The organism is Hydrogenophaga sp. (assembly GCF_025699295.1).
Classification (GTDB): Bacteria; Pseudomonadota; Gammaproteobacteria; order Burkholderiales; family Burkholderiaceae_C; genus Hydrogenophaga.
Genome location: NZ_JAILWB010000004.1, coordinates 259,114 through 276,587, shown reverse-complemented (window position 1 = coordinate 276,587; position 17,474 = coordinate 259,114). Strand labels below are relative to the sequence as shown.

The 17,474-nt window shown below is 67.3% G+C and carries 17 protein-coding genes and 2 riboswitches; of the genes, 8 read left to right on the top strand and 9 right to left on the bottom strand.

Going from position 1 to position 17,474, the window contains the following annotated elements:
* Both K5880_RS05855 and K5880_RS05850 read right to left on the bottom strand, forming a co-directional pair.
* On the bottom strand, window positions 1-918 hold the full coding sequence (locus K5880_RS05855) for a Bug family tripartite tricarboxylate transporter substrate binding protein (protein ID WP_297649804.1): 918 nt from the start codon (window positions 916-918) through the stop codon (window positions 1-3).
* A 114-nt stretch (window positions 919-1,032) separates the two neighbouring features.
* Window positions 1,033-1,422, bottom strand: coding sequence for a carboxymuconolactone decarboxylase family protein (locus tag K5880_RS05850; protein WP_297649749.1), 390 nt, complete (start codon window positions 1,420-1,422; stop codon window positions 1,033-1,035).
* 83 nt (window positions 1,423-1,505) lie between these two features.
* On the opposite strand from K5880_RS05850, the gene K5880_RS05845 reads away from it, so the two are divergent.
* Window positions 1,506-2,087 (top strand): peroxidase-related enzyme, encoded by a 582-nt coding sequence (locus K5880_RS05845; RefSeq protein WP_297649748.1) that lies wholly within the window; start codon window positions 1,506-1,508, stop codon window positions 2,085-2,087.
* Window positions 2,088-2,215: 128 nt separating this feature from the next.
* Entirely contained in the window at window positions 2,216-2,527 is a 312-nt protein-coding gene (locus K5880_RS05840; protein ID WP_297649745.1) for a DUF5666 domain-containing protein, read from the top strand.
* Window positions 2,528-2,537: 10 nt separating this feature from the next.
* Here K5880_RS05840 and K5880_RS05835 read toward each other — a convergent pair whose 3' ends face one another.
* The 4 genes from K5880_RS05835 to K5880_RS05820 form a co-directional block, all read right to left on the bottom strand.
* A complete protein-coding gene (locus K5880_RS05835) occupies window positions 2,538-3,653 on the bottom strand; it encodes a PQQ-dependent sugar dehydrogenase (RefSeq protein WP_297649744.1) in 1,116 nt (371 codons plus the stop codon).
* A gap of 168 nt (window positions 3,654-3,821) precedes the next feature.
* The gene (locus tag K5880_RS05830) at window positions 3,822-4,241 is read right to left on the bottom strand and encodes an acyl-CoA thioesterase (protein ID WP_297649742.1); all 420 of its coding nucleotides are present in this window, start codon (window positions 4,239-4,241) and stop codon (window positions 3,822-3,824) included.
* A 16-nt stretch (window positions 4,242-4,257) separates the two neighbouring features.
* Complete coding sequence (locus K5880_RS05825; RefSeq protein WP_366882566.1) at window positions 4,258-5,157, bottom strand: DMT family transporter; 900 nt, start codon at window positions 5,155-5,157, stop codon at window positions 4,258-4,260.
* 45 nt (window positions 5,158-5,202) lie between these two features.
* The gene (locus K5880_RS05820) at window positions 5,203-5,985 is read right to left on the bottom strand and encodes an SDR family oxidoreductase (RefSeq protein ID WP_297649738.1); all 783 of its coding nucleotides are present in this window, start codon (window positions 5,983-5,985) and stop codon (window positions 5,203-5,205) included.
* A gap of 178 nt (window positions 5,986-6,163) precedes the next feature.
* Here K5880_RS05820 and K5880_RS05815 point away from each other — a divergent pair, with 178 nt between their 5' ends.
* From K5880_RS05815 to gcvP, 5 genes are all read left to right on the top strand, one after another.
* A complete protein-coding gene (locus K5880_RS05815; protein WP_297649736.1) occupies window positions 6,164-7,849 on the top strand; it encodes an electron transfer flavoprotein-ubiquinone oxidoreductase in 1,686 nt (561 codons plus the stop codon).
* Window positions 7,850-7,967: 118 nt separating this feature from the next.
* Window positions 7,968-8,480, top strand: coding sequence for a hypothetical protein (locus K5880_RS05810; protein ID WP_297649803.1), 513 nt, complete (start codon window positions 7,968-7,970; stop codon window positions 8,478-8,480).
* A gap of 31 nt (window positions 8,481-8,511) precedes the next feature.
* Window positions 8,512-8,625, top strand: a riboswitch (glycine riboswitch).
* A 12-nt stretch (window positions 8,626-8,637) separates the two neighbouring features.
* Window positions 8,638-8,742: riboswitch (glycine riboswitch) on the top strand.
* A 55-nt stretch (window positions 8,743-8,797) separates the two neighbouring features.
* Entirely contained in the window at window positions 8,798-9,922 is a 1,125-nt protein-coding gene (gene gcvT, locus K5880_RS05805; protein WP_297649734.1) for a glycine cleavage system aminomethyltransferase GcvT, read from the top strand.
* A gap of 36 nt (window positions 9,923-9,958) precedes the next feature.
* Window positions 9,959-10,330, top strand: a complete 372-nt coding sequence (gene gcvH / locus K5880_RS05800; protein ID WP_297649732.1) for a glycine cleavage system protein GcvH — start codon at window positions 9,959-9,961, stop codon at window positions 10,328-10,330.
* 22 nt (window positions 10,331-10,352) lie between these two features.
* The gene (gene gcvP, locus K5880_RS05795; RefSeq protein ID WP_297649730.1) at window positions 10,353-13,256 is read left to right on the top strand and encodes an aminomethyl-transferring glycine dehydrogenase; all 2,904 of its coding nucleotides are present in this window, start codon (window positions 10,353-10,355) and stop codon (window positions 13,254-13,256) included.
* 27 nt (window positions 13,257-13,283) lie between these two features.
* On the opposite strand, the gene K5880_RS05790 is transcribed toward gcvP, so the two are convergent.
* The 3 genes from K5880_RS05790 to K5880_RS05780 form a co-directional block, all read right to left on the bottom strand.
* A complete protein-coding gene (locus tag K5880_RS05790; protein ID WP_297649802.1) occupies window positions 13,284-14,024 on the bottom strand; it encodes a sterol desaturase family protein in 741 nt (246 codons plus the stop codon).
* 79 nt (window positions 14,025-14,103) lie between these two features.
* Window positions 14,104-14,460 (bottom strand): helix-turn-helix transcriptional regulator, encoded by a 357-nt coding sequence (locus tag K5880_RS05785; protein ID WP_297649728.1) that lies wholly within the window; start codon window positions 14,458-14,460, stop codon window positions 14,104-14,106.
* Window positions 14,461-14,551: 91 nt separating this feature from the next.
* A complete protein-coding gene (locus K5880_RS05780; protein WP_297649726.1) occupies window positions 14,552-15,403 on the bottom strand; it encodes an Ivy family c-type lysozyme inhibitor in 852 nt (283 codons plus the stop codon).
* A gap of 133 nt (window positions 15,404-15,536) precedes the next feature.
* Between K5880_RS05780 and K5880_RS05775 the strand changes: the two genes are divergently transcribed.
* A complete protein-coding gene (locus tag K5880_RS05775; protein WP_297649724.1) occupies window positions 15,537-17,468 on the top strand; it encodes a B12-binding domain-containing radical SAM protein in 1,932 nt (643 codons plus the stop codon).
* Window positions 17,469-17,474: the final 6 nt, after the last annotated feature.

Here is a 17,474-nt window from a genome sequence, read left to right as displayed (position 1 = left end):
TCACTGCGGCTGAAAGCCGCTGTCCTGAATGATCTTCGCCCACACTTTGCGGTAGGCCTGCTCACGTGCGCCAAGCTGTTCACCGTTCATGAATCCGACGGTAAGGCCCATGGCCGTGAGCTTCGCGCGCACGTCGGGTTGTGCAATCGCCTTCTGCACCGCCTGCGCCATGCGGTCCAGCGTGGCCCGGGGCGTACCGGCCGGGGCGAACAGTCCGTAGTAGGGGACGTCCTCGAAACCCTTGAGTCCGAGTTCGGCAAACGTGGGGACCTCGGGCATCGAAGCCTGCCGCTGTGAACCCATCACCGCCACCACGCGCAGCTTGCCGGCCTTGTGGTTTTCGATGAAGTCGGGGATCGAGGCCACGCCGGCCGGGATCTGGTTGCCCAGCATGTCGGCCATCATGGGCGCACTGCCGCGGTACGGCGCGGCCACGAGATCAAGGCCGTTCTGCTTCGCGATCACCTGCACGAGGAACTGCGGTACCGAGGCCGGCGCCGGAATGCCCACCGTACCCTTGCCACCGGCCGCCTTCACGCCGTCGACGTAGCCCTTGAATGACTGCGCGGGCGTGCCGCCGGAAACGGCGAAGGCATTGACGAAGGTGGCAAAGCCGGCCACCGGCACAAAGTCCTTTGCCGGCTCGTAACCGGGGGCCTTCATCACCATCGGCAGGATGGTGATGCTGTGGTCGTGACTGAGGAACAGCGTGTGGCCGTCGGGCGCGGCGGCCTTGAGCGCCTGCGCGGCGAGCTGACCACCCGCGCCGGGCTTGTTCTCCACCACCACCGCATGGCCGAGCTCGTCCTTGAGGCGTTCGCCCAGGATGCGCGCGATCGCGTCGGTACCGCCCCCGGGCGGGAAGCCCACCAGGATGCGGGTGGTGTCCTGCGCCTGGGCCAGGCCCATGCAGAGCATGGCGCCCAGGGCAACGGCCAGACGGCGGGTCAACACGGGAACAGGGGCATTTTTTTTCATGGCAGGTGGCTCCAGGAGAAGGGGATGGATGAAACCTTGAAAGGGGAAACGGGGTCAGGCCGAGGGTGCGTCCACCACCGTGGCAGCCGTGCGGAAGGCTTCGACCGCAGTCGGCACACCGCAGTAGATGCTGGCGTGCAGCAACACCTCCTGGATTTCCTCCGCAGTGGCGCCGTTGTTGAGTGCGCCGCGCACGTGGCCCTTGAGCTCGTGCTGCTTGCCCAGCGCGGTGAGCATGGCCACGGTGAGCAGGCTGCGCGTCTTCAGATCGAGCCCCGGGCGCTGCCACACATCGCCCCAGGCGTTGCGCGTGATGTACTGCTGCATGGGCTGGGTGAATGGCGTGGCCGTGCCGAAGGCCTGCGCCACGAAATCCTCGCCCATCACCTGCTTGCGGGTGGCGAGGCCCTTGTCGAAGTCCTTGTCGGCGAGCGGGGGGTTCATGCGGCGGCTCCTTGCAAAAGCCATCAGCATAGCCGCTACATTCCATGGACCCACCCGAGACAAACCACCCGCAGGAGACCCGCATGAACCGCTACCCCGCCCCCGACATCAACGACCTGCCCGAGGACATCAAGACCAAGGTACTCGAAGTGCAGGAGAAGGCCGGCTTCGTGCCCAACGTGTTCCTCGCGCTGGCGCGCCGACCCGCCGAGTGGCGCGCGTTCTTCGCCTACCACGATGCATTGATGCTCAAGGAGGAGGGCTCGCTGAGCAAGGGCGATCGCGAGATGATCGTCACCACCACCAGCGCGGCCAACCAGTGCCTCTACTGCGTGGTGGCGCACGGCGCGATCCTGCGCATCCACGAGAAGAAGCCGCTGGTGGCCGACCAGGTCGCGGTGAACCACCGCAAGGCCGACATCACGCCGCGCCAGAAGGCCATGCTCGATTTCGCGATGAAGGTCTGCCAGCGCTCGCACGAGATCAGCGACGACGACTTCCCGCCCTTGCATGCGCACGGCTTCTCGGACGAGGACATCTGGGACATCGCTGCCATCACCGCGTTCTTCGGCCTGTCCAACCGCATGGCCAGCTTCAGCAACATGCAGCCCAACCCCGAGTTCTATCTGATGGGTCGCGTGCCCAGGGCCAAGCCCGCAGCCTGAGCGGTCTGCGCCGCGCCGTCTGTAGGACGATCGCGCCTTTACGGGGCGATACCGCAAGACAACAAAGAATGACAGCCGCGCGCGCCGTTCGACGATTCAATGGAGACACCACAACAACCGGAGTCTCCATGTCGAAGCACATCAACCCATCTGTCACACGCGCTTTTCTTCTGGCCGCCTCGCTCGCACTGGGCGTGGGTGCCGTCCATGCCGAAGACCTCAAGGGGCGCATCCAGTCGATCGACCTCACGGCCAAGGCCTTCGTCGTCAACAGCGAAACCGTCTACGTGACGGACAAGACCGACTACGAGAACGACTACAAGCGCTTCGAGGACCTGCGCCAGGGGCACTACGTGGAAGTCGACGTCGACCGCAAGGACGGCCGCCTGTACGCCGACGACATCGAGTACAAGGCCAACGCCCGGGAGAACAAACAGTAAGCGGTCGTCTTCAGCCGCCGATGCGCAGCAGCTTGCCGCTGCTGCCGTCGGTAAGCAGGTGCAGGCGTCCGTCAGGGCCTTGTCGCACATCGCGGATGCGCTCGTTGCGCCCGGCAAGCAGGCGCTCCCGCCCCACCACGCGCGTGCCGTCGAGCTGCAGCCGCCACAGCGCCTGACCGGCCAGCGCGCCCACGAACAGGCTGCCATACCAGTGCGAAGGCTGTGGCCCGGTGAAGAAGGCCATGCCACTGGGCGCGATGGACGACTTCTGCCCCCCGTTCCACACCGTGCCGTCGATGGTCTCCCAGTACGCCACCGGCTGCTCCATGCCCGCCTTGGCCGTGCCTTCACCCACCTGCGTCGTGGTGCCGTATTCCTGGCCGTGGCTGATGACCGGCCAGCCGTAGTTGCGGCCCGCCCGCGTGAGGTTGACCTCGTCACCACCTTGCGGGCCATGCTCGTGGGTCCAGAGTTCACCGGTCAGCGGATGCAGCGCGGCGCCCTGCGGGTTGCGGTGGCCGTAGCTCCAGATACCGGGCTGCGCGCTGGCGAAGACCGGGTTGCCCGGTGCGGGAGCGCCCGAGGTGGTGATGCGCGCCACCTTGCCGTTGCCGCGGTTGAGGTCCTGCGCGAACACGCGCTGGTCGTTGCTCTGGCGGTCGCCCAGCGTCACGAACAGATGGCCGTCGCGGTCGAACGCCAGGCGCGAACCGAAGTGGCCGCTGCCCGCCACCTTGGGCAGCTGCTGGTAGATCACCTGGACGTTCACCAGTGCGAGCGCGCCGGTGTCGAGTTCGGCGCGCGCCACCGCCGTGCCGTTGAGCGATGCGTTGCCGGGGTCCCGCTCCGAAAAACTGAAGTAGATGCGCCGGTTCGTGGCGAAGGCCGGATCGACCACGACATCGAGCAGGCCGCCCTGCCCGCCGGAATCGGCCGCCGGCAGCCCGCTGATATTGCCCTGGAAGGCACCATTCGCCGCATGCAGGCGCAGGCTTCCCAGGCGTCCCGTCACCAGCATGCGCCCGTCGGGCAGGAAGGCCAGGCTCCAGGGATTGGGCAGTCCGGTAGCCAGTTCAGTGACGGCGATTGGGCCGGTGGTGGGAACGAAATCGGGATCGTTCGGCAACGGCGTGCCACCGGAACTGCCTCCACCTCCGCACGCGGTCAACAAGCCGAGGGACACACCGATGCAGGCCGCAAGGGAAGTGAGAGCGCAACGCATGCGGCCATGCTAGGCACGCGCCCGGCGCCCATGTGCAAGCATTTGTGTGTGCGGTGGCACACACACCGGCGCTCAGCCCAGGTGCGCGCGCAACCAGTCGGGAATGGGCGCCGACTTCTTCAGCGGGAAGTTCACCCACACCGTGGTGGCGCCGCCGGCCGCGTACACCTTGTCGGGGTCGTCGCTGCGGGCCAGCGTGCACCAGCTCTCGAAACTGGTGCGACCCACATCGCTCACGTACATGGTGGCAATCACCTCGCCCGGGTATTCCAGCTGCGTATAGAAGTTGCAGAAGGCATTGACGATCACCGGCCCTTCGCCCACCGGGTCGGGCGCGCCACCGATGGAATGCATCCAGTCGATGCGGATCGTCTCCAGGTAGCGAAAGTAGGTCGTGTTGTTCACGTGGCCCATCGCGTCCATGTCGCCCCAGCGGATGGGAATGCTCATGCGATAGACCTGTTTTTTCTGTTCTGGCAGTTCGAGTTTCATGCGTTTGCGGGTGAGGTCAGCGGTGCGCCTTGATCGACGCGAGGATGCCGAGAACGAACAGCGCACAGGCCGCCCACTGCAGTGCCGCGGGCCACTGCGCGCTCCAGGCGAAGGTGTAGAGCAGACCGAACACGGTCTCGCTCACGATGAGCTGGCCGGCCAGGCTGGCGCTCAGGCGCCGGCTGGCCATGTTCCAGAGCACCGAGGCGACCCAGGCAGCCCCGATGCCGGTGACCACGCAGACCAGCACGAACATGCCGAAACCGGGGCGCTGCACCAGGGTGGCCAGGTCGCTGCCGGCCACGGCCCAGATCGCCAGGGCGCCCACGCCGGCGGCCACGCCCAGCCAGTTGGCCCACACGGTGGAGTTCACCTCGGGGTGGCGGCCGAGCCAGCGCGCGTTGAGCAAGCCGAACGCGGTCCACGCGGCCGCCGCCAGCGAGGCATACAGCACACCCAGCCACAGGTTCGACCCAGCCCCGGCGTCGGCGCCGTGCGCGGTGACCTGCATCATCAGCGCCATGCCGGCCGCGGTGAGCAACAAGCCCGGCACCAGCGCGCGCCAGCGCAGGCCGTGCGGCTTGCCCAGCAACATGATCCATAAGGGAATGGTGCCGATGATGAGCACCGGCAACGCGGCGCCGGCGGCCTGGATGGCCAGCACCAGCAGCAGGTAGTAGCCGGTGTAGCCCAGCAGGCTGAGCCACAGCGCGGCGCCCATCTGCGCGAACGTGGGACGGCGCGCCTCGCCGCGCAGCGCGGCCCACGCCAGCAACAGCACGGACAGCAGGCCACAGGCCAGGTAGCGCCCCACCGTGAGGTCAACCGAGCTGAAGCCTGGCGCCATCAGGGGTGCGACGAAGGTCGTTCCCCAGAAGGCCCCCGCCCCCAGCCCGGCGAGGATGCCGGTGACCATGCCCGGCGGCCAGCGCGAAGGCTGGCCCGCAACCGCAGCCGTCATCTACGCACCGAATCCGTCGTCGGCGGCAATCACCGCGCCATTGATGAAGTGGCTCTCGGTAGAACACAGCATCACCAGCACCGCGTCCAGGTCGGTCGGCACGCCCACGCGTTTGCGCGGCAGCATGTTGATGAGCTTCTTGCCCTGCTCGGTCTGCCAGTGGTGGTGGTTGATCTCGGTGTCGATATAGCCCGGGCAGATGGCGTTGACGTTGATGCCGAAACGGCCCCACTCCACCGCCATGGCCTTGGTCATCTGCACCACGGCGGCCTTGCTCATGCAGTACACGCCGATCTGCGGAAGCACCTTCAGCCCGGCCATGGAAGCGATGTTGATGATGCGCCCGCCCACATAGGTGCCCGGCGCTGCGCCGTTGGCACGCGCCAGCATGCGCCGGCCCACCTCTTGCGCCACGAAGAAGGCGCCCTTGGTGTTGGTGTCGAAGATGTAGTCGTAGTCTTCCTCGGTGACGTCCTGCAGGCGCTGCGTGGTGCTCACGCCCGAGTTGTTGACCAGGATGTCGATCGCGCCAACCTCGGTCTCGGCGTGCGCCACGGCCGCCTTGACCGAGGCGCGGTCGGTCACATCCATGGCGACCACGTGCGCGTCGCCACCAGCGGCCTCGATGTGCGCGCGCAGCGCCATCAGCCGGTCGGTGCGCCGGCTGGCCAGCACCACGGCAGCGCCGGCGCGTGCCAGCGTCTTGGCGAACTGTTCACCCAGGCCACCGGATGCTCCGGTGACGAGGGCCACGCGACCCGACAGGTCCAGGCTGTATGCCATGAGAGAGCCTCCTCTGAAGTGATGGGTTGTGCGGGCCATTCGGGCGCCGCGAGCCTGTGCGACAGATTGTGCGCCATGGACCACTAAAATCGGTCACGACCACGACACCGGCAGGCCCACGCGCGCTGCCGTCATGAAAATCCCCGGGCACCCCGCCCGACAGAGCGAGACCCAGCACATGACGCCTGAAGACATCCTCAGCACCTACGGACCCCGCGAGGCCATGGAGTACGACGTGGTCGTGGTCGGTGGCGGCCCGGCCGGCCTGGCCACCGCCATCCGCCTCAAGCAACTGGCGGCGGACAAGGGCGTCGAGATCGGCGTGTGCGTGCTGGAAAAAGGCTCGGAGCCCGGCGCGCACATCCTCAGCGGCGCGGTGATGGATCCGAAGGCCCTCAACGAACTGCTGCCGAAATGGAAGGAAGACGGCGCGCCGCTGAACCAGCCCGTGACCGACGACAAGCTGCTGTGGCTGACCGAGAAGGGCGCGCTGGACACACCCAAGTTCCTCATCCCCAACAACTTCCACAACGAAGGCAACTACGTCGTCGGCCTGGGCAACGTGGTCAAGTGGCTGGGCCAGCAGGCCGAGGCGCTGGGCGTGGAGATCTTTCCCGGCTTCTCGGCCGCCGAGGTGCTGTACAACGACGACGGCTCGGTCAAGGGCGTGGCCACCGGCAACCTGGGCGTGGGCAAGGACGGTGAGCCGTCGGACAGCTTCCAGCTCGGCATGGAGCTGCACGCGAAGTACACGGTCTTCGCCGAAGGCTCGCGCGGCCACCTGGGCAAGCGCCTGATTGCGAAGTTCCAGCTCGACGAAGGCAGGGACCCGCAGGCCTACGCCATTGGCGTGAAGGAACTCTGGGAGATCGACCCGACGAAGCACAAGCCCGGCCTGGTGATCCACACCGCCGGCTGGCCGATGAAGGACGATACCTATGGTGGCGGCTTCATGTACCACCTGGAGGACAACAAGGTCACACTGGGTCTGGTCACCGGCCTGAACTACAGCAACCCCTGGCTCAGCCCGTTCGAGGAGATGCAGCGCTGGAAGACGCACCCGCGCATCAGGGCTTTCCTCGAAGGCGGCAAGCGCATCAGCTACGGCGCACGCGCCATCACCACGGGCGGCATCATGAGCCTGCCGCAGACCGTGTTCCCCGGTGGCGCGCTGGTGGGTTGCGACGCGGGCTACCTCAACGGCGCGCGCATCAAGGGCAGCCACGCAGCGATCAAGAGCGGCATGCTCTGCGCAGAGGCCGCCTTCGAGGCGGTGCAGGCCGGCCGCCAGCACGACGAGCTCAAGGCCTACCCGGTCGCGTTCGACAAGAGCTGGTTGCGGCAGGAGCTGGAATCGTCGCGCAACTTCAAGTCGTGGTTCAAGTACGGCAACATCGTCGGCGGCCTCATGGTCGGTATCGAGCACTGGCTGCTGCCGCGCCTGGGCTTCAAGGCACCGCCGTGGTCGCTGCACCGCGAGAAGGCCGATCACCTCTACCTCAAGCCAGCGGCCGAGTGCCCGAAGATCACCTACCCCAAGCCCGACGGCAAGCTCACCTTCGACAAGCTGGGCAGCGTGTTCGTGAGCAACACCAACCACGAAGAGCACCAGCCGGCCCACCTCACGCTCAAGGACAGCAGCGTTCCCGTGAGGATCAACCTGGCCAAGTACGCCGGCCCCGAGGCCCGCTACTGCCCGGCCGGCGTGTACGAGTTCGTGAAGGGCGAAGACGGTTCGGACCGCCTGCAGATCAACGCGCAGAACTGCGTGCACTGCAAGACCTGCGACATCAAGGACCCGACGCAGAACATCGTCTGGGTCACGCCCGAAGGCGGCGGCGGGCCGAACTACGCGGGCATGTGAGCGAAGTCACGCAACGCCATCAAAGCCGCCGCAGGGCGGCTTTTTCATGCCCACTGTTCACCGGGTCGTCACATGCGCTGGCCACAGTGCAGGCTCCGAGAACGACGTCGTGAAACCCATGCTGAACAAGACCGAGAAAGCCAGGGCAGAACTGCAGCCCGGACAGCGCCAGCTGGCGCAACGCGAACGCGCCCTGCTGCTCATGGCCGATGGCCGCAAGGCCGATGCCGAACTGTTTGCCCTGTTCGAGGGCCAGGGACGCGACCTGGCAGCCGGCTTGCTGGCGCGTGGCTACCTGGTGGACGAGTCACCCGAGCCCGCCCCGGCACCCCCCGCGCGGAACCTCCAGGCGCCAGCGGTGTCGGCCGATGCCTTCTCGGGCCCGCGCTCGATGGCCAGCGCGCGCATGTTCCTGTTCGACCTGAGCGAGCGCATGTTCGCGCCGCGTGACAAGGCGCTCGCCCAGCACCATCGCGACGCGCTGCGCGAGGCGCGGGACCTGCAGGGCATGCTGGTGGTCGGCCGCGCCATGATGGCCGATGTCGAGCGCCTGGCCGGCAGCGAGCGCGCCGACAGCATCAGCGAACGGTTGGCCCGCCTGCTGCCGGAATCGGCGCTCGAAACGCCCTGATCCGCCTGCCAGGCCCATCCCGTGCGATACACTTGCCCAGTCAGGAGAGAAGCCCCATCGCGCAGTGAAGGGGCTCGCCGAAGGCGCAGGCGGTACCGCACACCGGGTGCCCTGAACGCTCAGGCAAAAGGACTGGCAAACACGGGCCGCAAGGCCGGTGTACCCCCCTGGAGAGAGGCCGCTCCTTGAAGCGGCCCACCGAAGGAGCAAGCGCGGCATCGCCCGCGTGAATCTCTCAGGTAAAGCGGACAGCGGGGCAGCGCACGGATGAACCGTGTTCCGCCCTACCCGGGCCTGCCCTTCCCTGCGAGCTCTCCGTGTCCGACGCCGACCTCTTCAAGACCCCGCTGCATTCGCTGCACACCGAACTGGGCGCCCGCATGGTGCCCTTCGCCGGCTATTCGATGCCGGTGCAGTACCCCGCCGGCCTGATGGCCGAACACCACCACACCCGCGCCGCCGCCGGCCTGTTCGACGTCTCGCACATGGGGCAGCTGCGCCTGGTCGGCCCCGACGCCGCCGCCGCGTTCGAGTCGCTCATGCCGGTGGACGTGATCGATCTTGCCGTGGGCAAGCAACGTTATGGCCTGCTGCTCAACGATGAAGGCGGCATCATCGACGACCTGATGTTCGTCAACCGGGGCAACGATCTGTTCGTCATCGTCAACGGCGCCTGCAAGGTCGGCGACATCGCGCACATCCAGGCGCGCATCGGCGCGCGCTGCCAGGTCATCCCCCTGCCCGACCGTGGCCTGCTCGCGCTGCAGGGACCGCAGGCCGTGAGCGCGCTGCAGCGCCTGGTGCCTGGCGTCGAAAAACTGGTGTTCATGACCGGCGCATCCTTCAACTGGCAAGGCGCCGACCTGTTCGTCACCCGCAGCGGCTACACCGGCGAAGACGGCTTCGAGATCTCCGTGCCCGGCGACCGTGCCGAGGCCCTAGCGCGCGCCCTGCTGGCCGAGCCCGAGGTGAAACCGGTGGGCCTGGGCGCGCGCAACTCGCTGCGCCTGGAAGCCGGCCTGTGCCTCTACGGCAACGACATCGATGCCACCACCACCCCCGTGGAAGCCTCTCTCAACTGGGCGATGCAGAAGGTGCGCCGCACGGGCGGCGCGCGCGCCGGCGGCTTTCCCGGCGCCGCGCGTGTGCTGGCCCAGCTCGATGGCACCGAGCCGCTGCCACGCAAGCGCGTCGGCCTGGTCGCGCTCGAACGCATTCCGGTGCGCGAACACACACAACTGCAAAGCCTCGATGGCACGGCCATCGGCGAAGTCACCAGCGGACTGCTCGGCCCGAGCGCCGACAAGCCGGTGGCCCTGGGCTATGTGAACCCCGCCCATGCAGCCATCGGCACGCTGGTGGTGGCCCTCGTGCGCGGCAAGCCCGTGCCCATGGAAGTGCGCGCCATGCCCTTCGTCCCCAACCGCTACTTCCGCGGCTGACCCCTTTTCGCCCCCACTTTTTTCAGGAGCCTTCCCATGACCACCAAGTACACCGAAGACCACGAATGGATCACCGTTGACGGCGGCATCGCCACCGTCGGCATCACCGTGCACGCGCAGGACGCGCTGGGCGACGTGGTGTTCGTGGATTTGCCCGAAGTCGGCAAGCGCTTCGCGCAGAAGGACGTGGCCGGCGTGGTCGAGTCCGTGAAGGCCGCGGCCGACGTCTACATGCCCGTCAGCGGCGAAGTGACCGAGGTCAACGAAGCCCTGCGCGCGGACCCCTCGCTGGCCAACAGCGACCCGCTCAAGACCGGCTGGTTCTTCAAGGTCAAGCTCTCCGAGCCGGCGCAGGTCGATGCACTGCTGGACGAAACCACCTACAACAGCTTTGCCGCCGGGCAGTGACCCCCCATTCCTGAGGCCCTCCATGCTCATGCCCGCCGTCAAACCCCTGGGTGATCTCGAAAATCCGTCCGAATTCGTGGCGCGCCACATCGGCCTGAGCGAGGCCGACGAAGCCCACATGCTCTCGGTCATCGGCGAGGCCTCGCGCCGCGCGCTGATCGACGGCATCGTGCCGCGCTCCATCGCTCGCCGCAGAGGCATGGACCTGCCCGCGCCCGTCACCGAAGCGGCCGCGCTGGCCGAACTCAAGTCGATCGCGCAGCACAACCGTGTGCTCAAAAGCTTCATCGGCCAGGGCTACCACGGCACGCACACGCCGGGCGTCATCCTGCGCAACGTGCTGGAGAACCCGGCCTGGTACACCGCCTACACGCCTTACCAGGCCGAGATCTCGCAGGGTCGCATGGAGGCGCTGGTCAACTTCCAGACCATGGTGACCGACCTGACCGGCATGGCGATCGCCAACGCGTCCATGCTCGACGAGGCCACCGCTGCCGCCGAAGCCATGACACTGGCGCGCCGCTCGGTGAAGGCACGGGGGAACGCGATGGTCGTCTCGGGGGACACGCACCCGCAGATCATCGAGGTGATGCAGACGCGCGCGCAGCCGCTCGGTCTGGAGCTGCGCATCGCCATGTCGGGCGACGAGTGGGCCACGATGCTCGCGGCCGACGACTATTTCGCCGCGTTTGCCCAGTACCCCGCCTCCAGCGGCTGGTTGCACGACTGGACGCAGGACGCCGCCACCGTGCATGGCAAGCAGGCCGCCTTCGTCGTGGCAGCCGACCTGCTCGCGCTCACGCTGCTCAAGACACCGGCCGAGATGGGCGCCGACATCGTCGTCGGCAATACGCAGCGCTTCGGCATGCCCATGGGCAACGGCGGCCCGCACGCGGCTTTCATGGCCTGCCGCGACGAGTTCAAGCGCAGCCTGCCCGGGCGCCTGGTGGGCGTGAGCGTGGACACGCACGGCAACCCGGCCTACCGGCTGGCCTTGCAGACGCGCGAGCAGCACATCCGCCGCGAGAAGGCCACCAGCAACATCTGCACCGCGCAGGTGCTGCCGGCGGTGGTGGCGAGCATGTACGCCGTGTACCACGGCCCCGCGGGCCTCAAACGCATCGCGCAGCGCGTGGCCGCCTACACCGCCATCCTGGCGAGAGGCCTGGAGCAGCTGGGCCACCGAGGCACCCACCACGGCGAACGTGGCGTGTTCGACACCATCGCCCTGCACACCGGCGACCAGACCGATGCGCTGCTGGCGCGCGCGCTGGGCATGGGCATCAACCTGCGCAAGGCCTGGGGCGAGTACCTGATCATCTCGCTCGACGAGACCACCACGCGCGAGGACGTGGTCCAGCTCTGGCAGGTGTTCGCCCACTACGGCCAGGCGCTGCCCGGCTTCGAGGCTTTCGAAAAAGGCGTGGAGCCGCTGATCCCCGCCGAGCTGCGCCGCACCAGCGACTTCCTCACGCACCCGGTGTTCAACAGCCACCACAGCGAGACCGGCATGCTGCGCTACATCCGCGCGCTCTCCGACAAGGACCTCGCGCTGGACCGCAGCATGATCCCGCTGGGCTCGTGCACCATGAAGCTCAACGCGACCAGCGAGATGATCCCCATCACCTGGCCCGAGTTCGCGCACATCCACCCGTTCGCGCCGGCCGACCAGCGCCAGGGCTACGTGCTGCTCGACGAGCAGCTGCGCCGCTGGCTGTGCGAGGCCACCGGCTACGCCGGGATCAGCCTGCAGCCCAATGCGGGTTCGCAGGGCGAATACGCCGGCCTGCTGGTGATCCAGGCCTGGCACCGCTCACGCGGTGAGGGCCACCGCAACGTCTGCCTCATCCCCAGCAGTGCCCACGGCACCAACCCGGCCAGCGCACAGATGGTGGGCATGCAGGTTGTGGTGACCCGGTGCGACGAGAACGGCAACGTCGATCTGGCCGACCTCAAGGCCCGGTGCGAGCAGCACAGCGCGAACCTGGCGGCGGTGATGATCACCTACCCCAGCACGCACGGCGTGTTCGAGACGCAGGTGAAGGAACTCTGCGCCCTGGTGCACCAGCACGGCGGGCGCGTGTATGTGGACGGGGCCAACATGAATGCGCTGGTGGGCGTGGCCGCGCCGGGTGAGTTCGGCGGCGACGTGAGCCACCTCAACCTGCACAAGACCTTCTGCATTCCGCATGGCGGCGGTGGCCCCGGCGTGGGCCCGGTCTGCGTGGTGGAGGACCTCGTGCCCTTCCTGCCCGGCCACGCGGCGGGCGGCCTGCCGGTCAATGGCGTCGGTGCCATCTCTGCCGCGCCGCTGGGCAACGCGGCCGTGCTGCCGATCTCGTGGATGTACATCCGCATGATGGGCGCCGAGGGCCTTCAGCGCGCCACCGAGGCGGCCATCCTGTCGGCCAACTACATCAGCGCGCGGCTCGGTGACCATTTCCCGACGCTGTATGCCAGCGCCAACGGGCATGTCGCGCACGAGTGCATTCTGGACCTGCGCCAGCTCAAGGACAGCAGCGGTGTGATGGCCGAGGACGTGGCCAAGCGCCTGATCGACTACGGCTTCCACGCCCCCACGCTGTCCTTCCCGGTGGCCAACACGCTGATGGTCGAGCCCACCGAGAGCGAGACGCTGGAGGAGATCGACCGCTTCATCGACGCGATGATCGCCATCCGGGAGGAAATCCGTCTTGTTGAAGCCGGCACCTGGCCGCAGGACGACAACCCGCTGAAGAACGCGCCGCACACCGCCGCCAGCCTCATGACGGCCGACTGGCCGCACCCCTATGCGCGCGACGTCGGCGCGGCCAGCGCATCCACCCGGGCACATGCCAAGTACTGGTCGCCCGTGGGCCGCGTGGACAACGTGTATGGGGACCGCAACCTGTTCTGCAGTTGCGTGCCGCTGAGCGAACTGGGCTGATCAGGCGCGGGGCCTTCGCACATCGGATCAACCGCTGCGGAATGCACAACAAGCCGGGCGGTGTTCGCTGCGGTGCACGTCGCGCATCATCAGCATGTCGCCCACGCGCAGGGCTTTGTCCTGGTCGAAACCGACGGATCCCCGAAATTCGGGGGGATTGAAGTACGTGCCAAAGACCAGGTCCCACAGCGGAAGATCGCTGTAGTTTCTGGCGTGCACATCCCGCTCGTGGTGGCAGGCATGCATCTCCGGCCGGGGCAGGATCCAGCCCAGCCACTGCGGGGTGTTGATGTTCCAGTGCTGAAACAGGCTCAAGCCTGTCAGCGTGGCCAGCACCAGGGATGCAGTCAGTGAATCGAGTCCGAGCAGTACCGTGGTCATCAGCAACCCGATGCTGGTTTTGACCGCCACTTCCACTGGGTGCGCGTAAAAGGCCCCGGCGGTGTCGACGCGACGCGGGCTGTGGTGGAGCTGATGGCTCCAGCGCCAGAATCGGTCCGACGCGTGCTCCAGGCGGTGCCAGCCGTAGTAGGCCAGCGACGTTGCCAACACCCCTGCGGGATACCCCCAGGCGCCCCATGCGATGGCCTGTGGCCACATGGAAGCCGACATGCCCATGGCCCCCAGTAGCCAAGGCGTGACCGTCCCCACCACTGAGGTGGACACCACAAAGATCAGGCCCCACAGCGACCAGTGAGGCATGGGCTCATAGGTGCGATGGGCAAACCAGCGCTCGGTGAACCAGAAGAAAACCAGCAGCACGGGCACCAAGCCCGCAATCCAGAGCGACATCATCATCTCCTTATGAATTCATGTGCACACATATGCACAGTTTAGGCAAATTTTTTCAAGGGCAGCAGGTCTTGCGAAGCTCAGCGACCAGCGACGTGAGCCGTTGGAGCTGATCGCTCACGCCATCCCCGTCAATGGCATAAAAAGTGTGCCGCCCCACCGACTCACTGCGGACCACCCCCGCCCGCTCCAGAATCTGCAGGTGCCGCAGGACCACGCTGCGGTCTTGTGGACATTCGCGAGCGACAGCGCCCACATCCATTCGGCGGTGAACCACCAGCAGTTTCAGAATCGCCAGGCGAGCCGGTTCAGCCAGCGCCTTCATGAACTGCGAGTCCAGGGCGTCGATGCACGCGCACGCCTGCCCAGGAATGCCTTGCAATGCAGACGACGGTTTGAAAGACTGGGCCATGCTGCGGATTATATGTGCACATCGATGCACACATAATCCAAGCCACAGTCTGCGGGCACACCGGTCGGCCACTTGTGGGCCGGAAGCCGGCTCACTTGCCCTGGCGCCACTCGCGGCGCCAGAGGCGGTTGAGCTCGGCCATCACCGGCCCGGGCGGCGATCCCAGCACCGTGTTGCCGCCCTTCATGTGCACGAAACCGTACACGCGGCCCTGCGGCGCGTCGTACAGCAGCACCGCATTGTTGTCGCCGCAGTCGTGCGCCTTGCAGAAGGCCACCAGCTGGTAGGCGGTGCCGGCCACCTGCTCCTGTTTCAGATCCACAGCCGGGCCGTTCATCTGTGCCAGCCAGGCCTGCGAGACCAGCGGCCCCAGCGCGCGGCGGTACACCGCCTTGAATCGCGCATCGCGGATCAGCTCCGAGGGATGCTTCGCACTGCCGCTGGCCACGGGCGCGGCCGCCGCCGTGCGCGCCTGCTGCTCCTGCCGCATCTGTGCCACGGCTCGCTGGTTGATGGCCGCATCGCAGCTGCGGAACTGCACCTTGCCCAGCGCGCCCAGCTGGGCCATGACCGTCTTGTCACCGTCGATCCCGATGTACTGTCCGCGGCCATCGGCCTGCACCAGGAACACCATCTCATGGCGCCCCTGCACCTGGCCAAGCAGCGCGACCAGAAAACCCGGCGGCGCAGACTGGCCAAAATACGAATGCGCCGCCTGCAAGGACTGCGCGGTCAGGCGGCGGCCACCCTGCTCCACCATGGCCTGCGCCGCTTCCACCCGCACGATCGGCGACCGGACGTCCGCGCAGTCCACGGCGTAGCGACCGCCGTAGAGCTTGAGCAACTCGGCATCGAGACGGCCTTGCGCCGATGCCGCGCCACCGGCCAGCGAGCCCAGGCAGCCCGCGATCACCCACAGCATGGACCTGATGCACCGATTCATGGCGTTCTCCTTGCAGATGCTCCGCGCATGCTAGGCCCCTGCGCGCACGGCGTCCACTCCTGCGGCGGAGACCCCGGGCGCAGCGCGGCGCGAGCCGCGCCGTAAGATCGCCCTTGTCCCGAACGTACACCCCATGACCACCCCCGCAGCACTGCGCGTGCTGAGCCTCATCCCGCCGATGACGCAGCTCAACACGCCCTACCCCTCCACCGCCTACCTCACCGGCTTTCTGCGCTCGCGTGGCATCGACGCCGTGCAGGCCGACCTGGCGCTGGCGCTGGTGCTGCAGCTGTTCACCCCCGCCGGCCTCGAAGCCGTGCGCGGCCGCGCGCTCGCCCAACCCGAAGCGCAACGCACGGCCAGCGTGCACGCCTTCCTGGACCAGTTCGAGCGTTACCGCGCCAGCATCGGCCCCGTCATCGCCTTCCTGCAGGGCCGCGATTCCACGCTCGCACACCGCATTGCCGCACGCGAGTTGCTGCCCGAAGGCCCGCGCTTTGCCGCACTGGAGGTGTATGTGGACGCGGCGCTGAGCGAAGAAGGTGGCGACCCACTGGCCTGGGCCTTCGGCGCGCTGGGCGTGCAGGACAAGGCGCGCCACATCGCCACCCTGTACCTCAACGACCTGGCCGACGTGCTGCGCGACGCGGTGGACGATCGCTTCGGCTTCGTGCGCTACGCCGAGTCGCTCGCCAGCAGCCAGCCCAGCTTCGACCCCATGGCCGCCGCGCTGGCCGCGCCGCCCACGCTGGTGGACGAGCTGCTGCACACCCTCACCCTGGCCACCCTCACCCAGCACCGGCCCGACCTGGTGCTGCTCTCGGTGCCCTTCCCCGGCGCGCTCTACGCGGCACTGCGCATCGCCCAGACCATCAAGGCGCAGAACCCGCACATCGCCATCGCGCTGGGTGGCGGCTTCGTCAACACCGAACTGCGCGAACTGGCCGAACCGCGCCTGTTCGACTTCGTCGACTACGTGACGCTGGACGCGGGCGAGCGCCCGCTGCTCGCGCTGATCGAATACCTGCAGCGCAAACGCTCGAAGCAGCGGCTGGTGCGCACCTTCGTGCGCGAAGAAGAATCCGTGCGCTACATCAACTTCGTCGAGCCCGACGTGCCCTTTGAGGATGTGGGCACGCCCACCTGGGATGGCCTGCCGCTGGAGCGCTACCTGAGCCTGCTCGACATGCTCAACCCCATGCACCGGCTCTGGAGCGACGGGCGCTGGAACAAGCTCACCGTGGCGCACGGCTGCTACTGGAAGAAGTGCAGCTTCTGCGACGTGAGCCTGGACTACATCAGCCGCTACGAAACCGCGTCGGCGGCCACGCTGGCCGACCGCATCGAGGCCATCGTGACCGAAACCGGCCAGACCGGCTTCCACTTCGTGGACGAGGCCGCGCCACCCAAGGCCTTGAAGGCCCTGGCCGACGAACTGATCCGCCGCCAGTTGCCCATCTCGTGGTGGGGCAACATCCGCTTCGAAAAAACCTTCACGCCCGAGCTGTGCCAGCGGCTCGCCGACAGCGGCTGCATCGCCATGAGCGGCGGGCTGGAAGTGGCCAGCGACCGGCTGCTCACGCTGATGAAGAAGGGCGTGTCCGTCGAACAGGTGGCGCGCGTCACCAAGGGCTTCTCGGACGCTGGCATCCTGGTGCACGCCTACCTCATGTACGGCTTTCCCACGCAGACCGTGCAGGACACGGTGGACGCGCTGGAGTACGTGCGCCAGCTGTTCGAGAACGGCTGCATACAGAGCGGATTCTTCCACCGCTTCTCATGCACCGTGCACTCACCCGTGGGCCTGGACCCGGCCGCCTACGGCATCGAACTGATCCCGCTGCCCGAGGTCACGTTCGCGAAGAACGACATCGGCTTCATCGACCCCACGGGCGTGGACCACGACGCCCTCGGCATCGGCCTGCGCAAGGCGATCTACAACTACATGCACGGCATCGGGCTGGACGACGACGTGCGCGCCTGGTTCAGCCACCTGCCCGGCAAGGTGCCCAAGTCGACCGTGGGGCGCCATCGCATCGCAAAAGCACTCACTCAGCCGGCCTGAAATGTC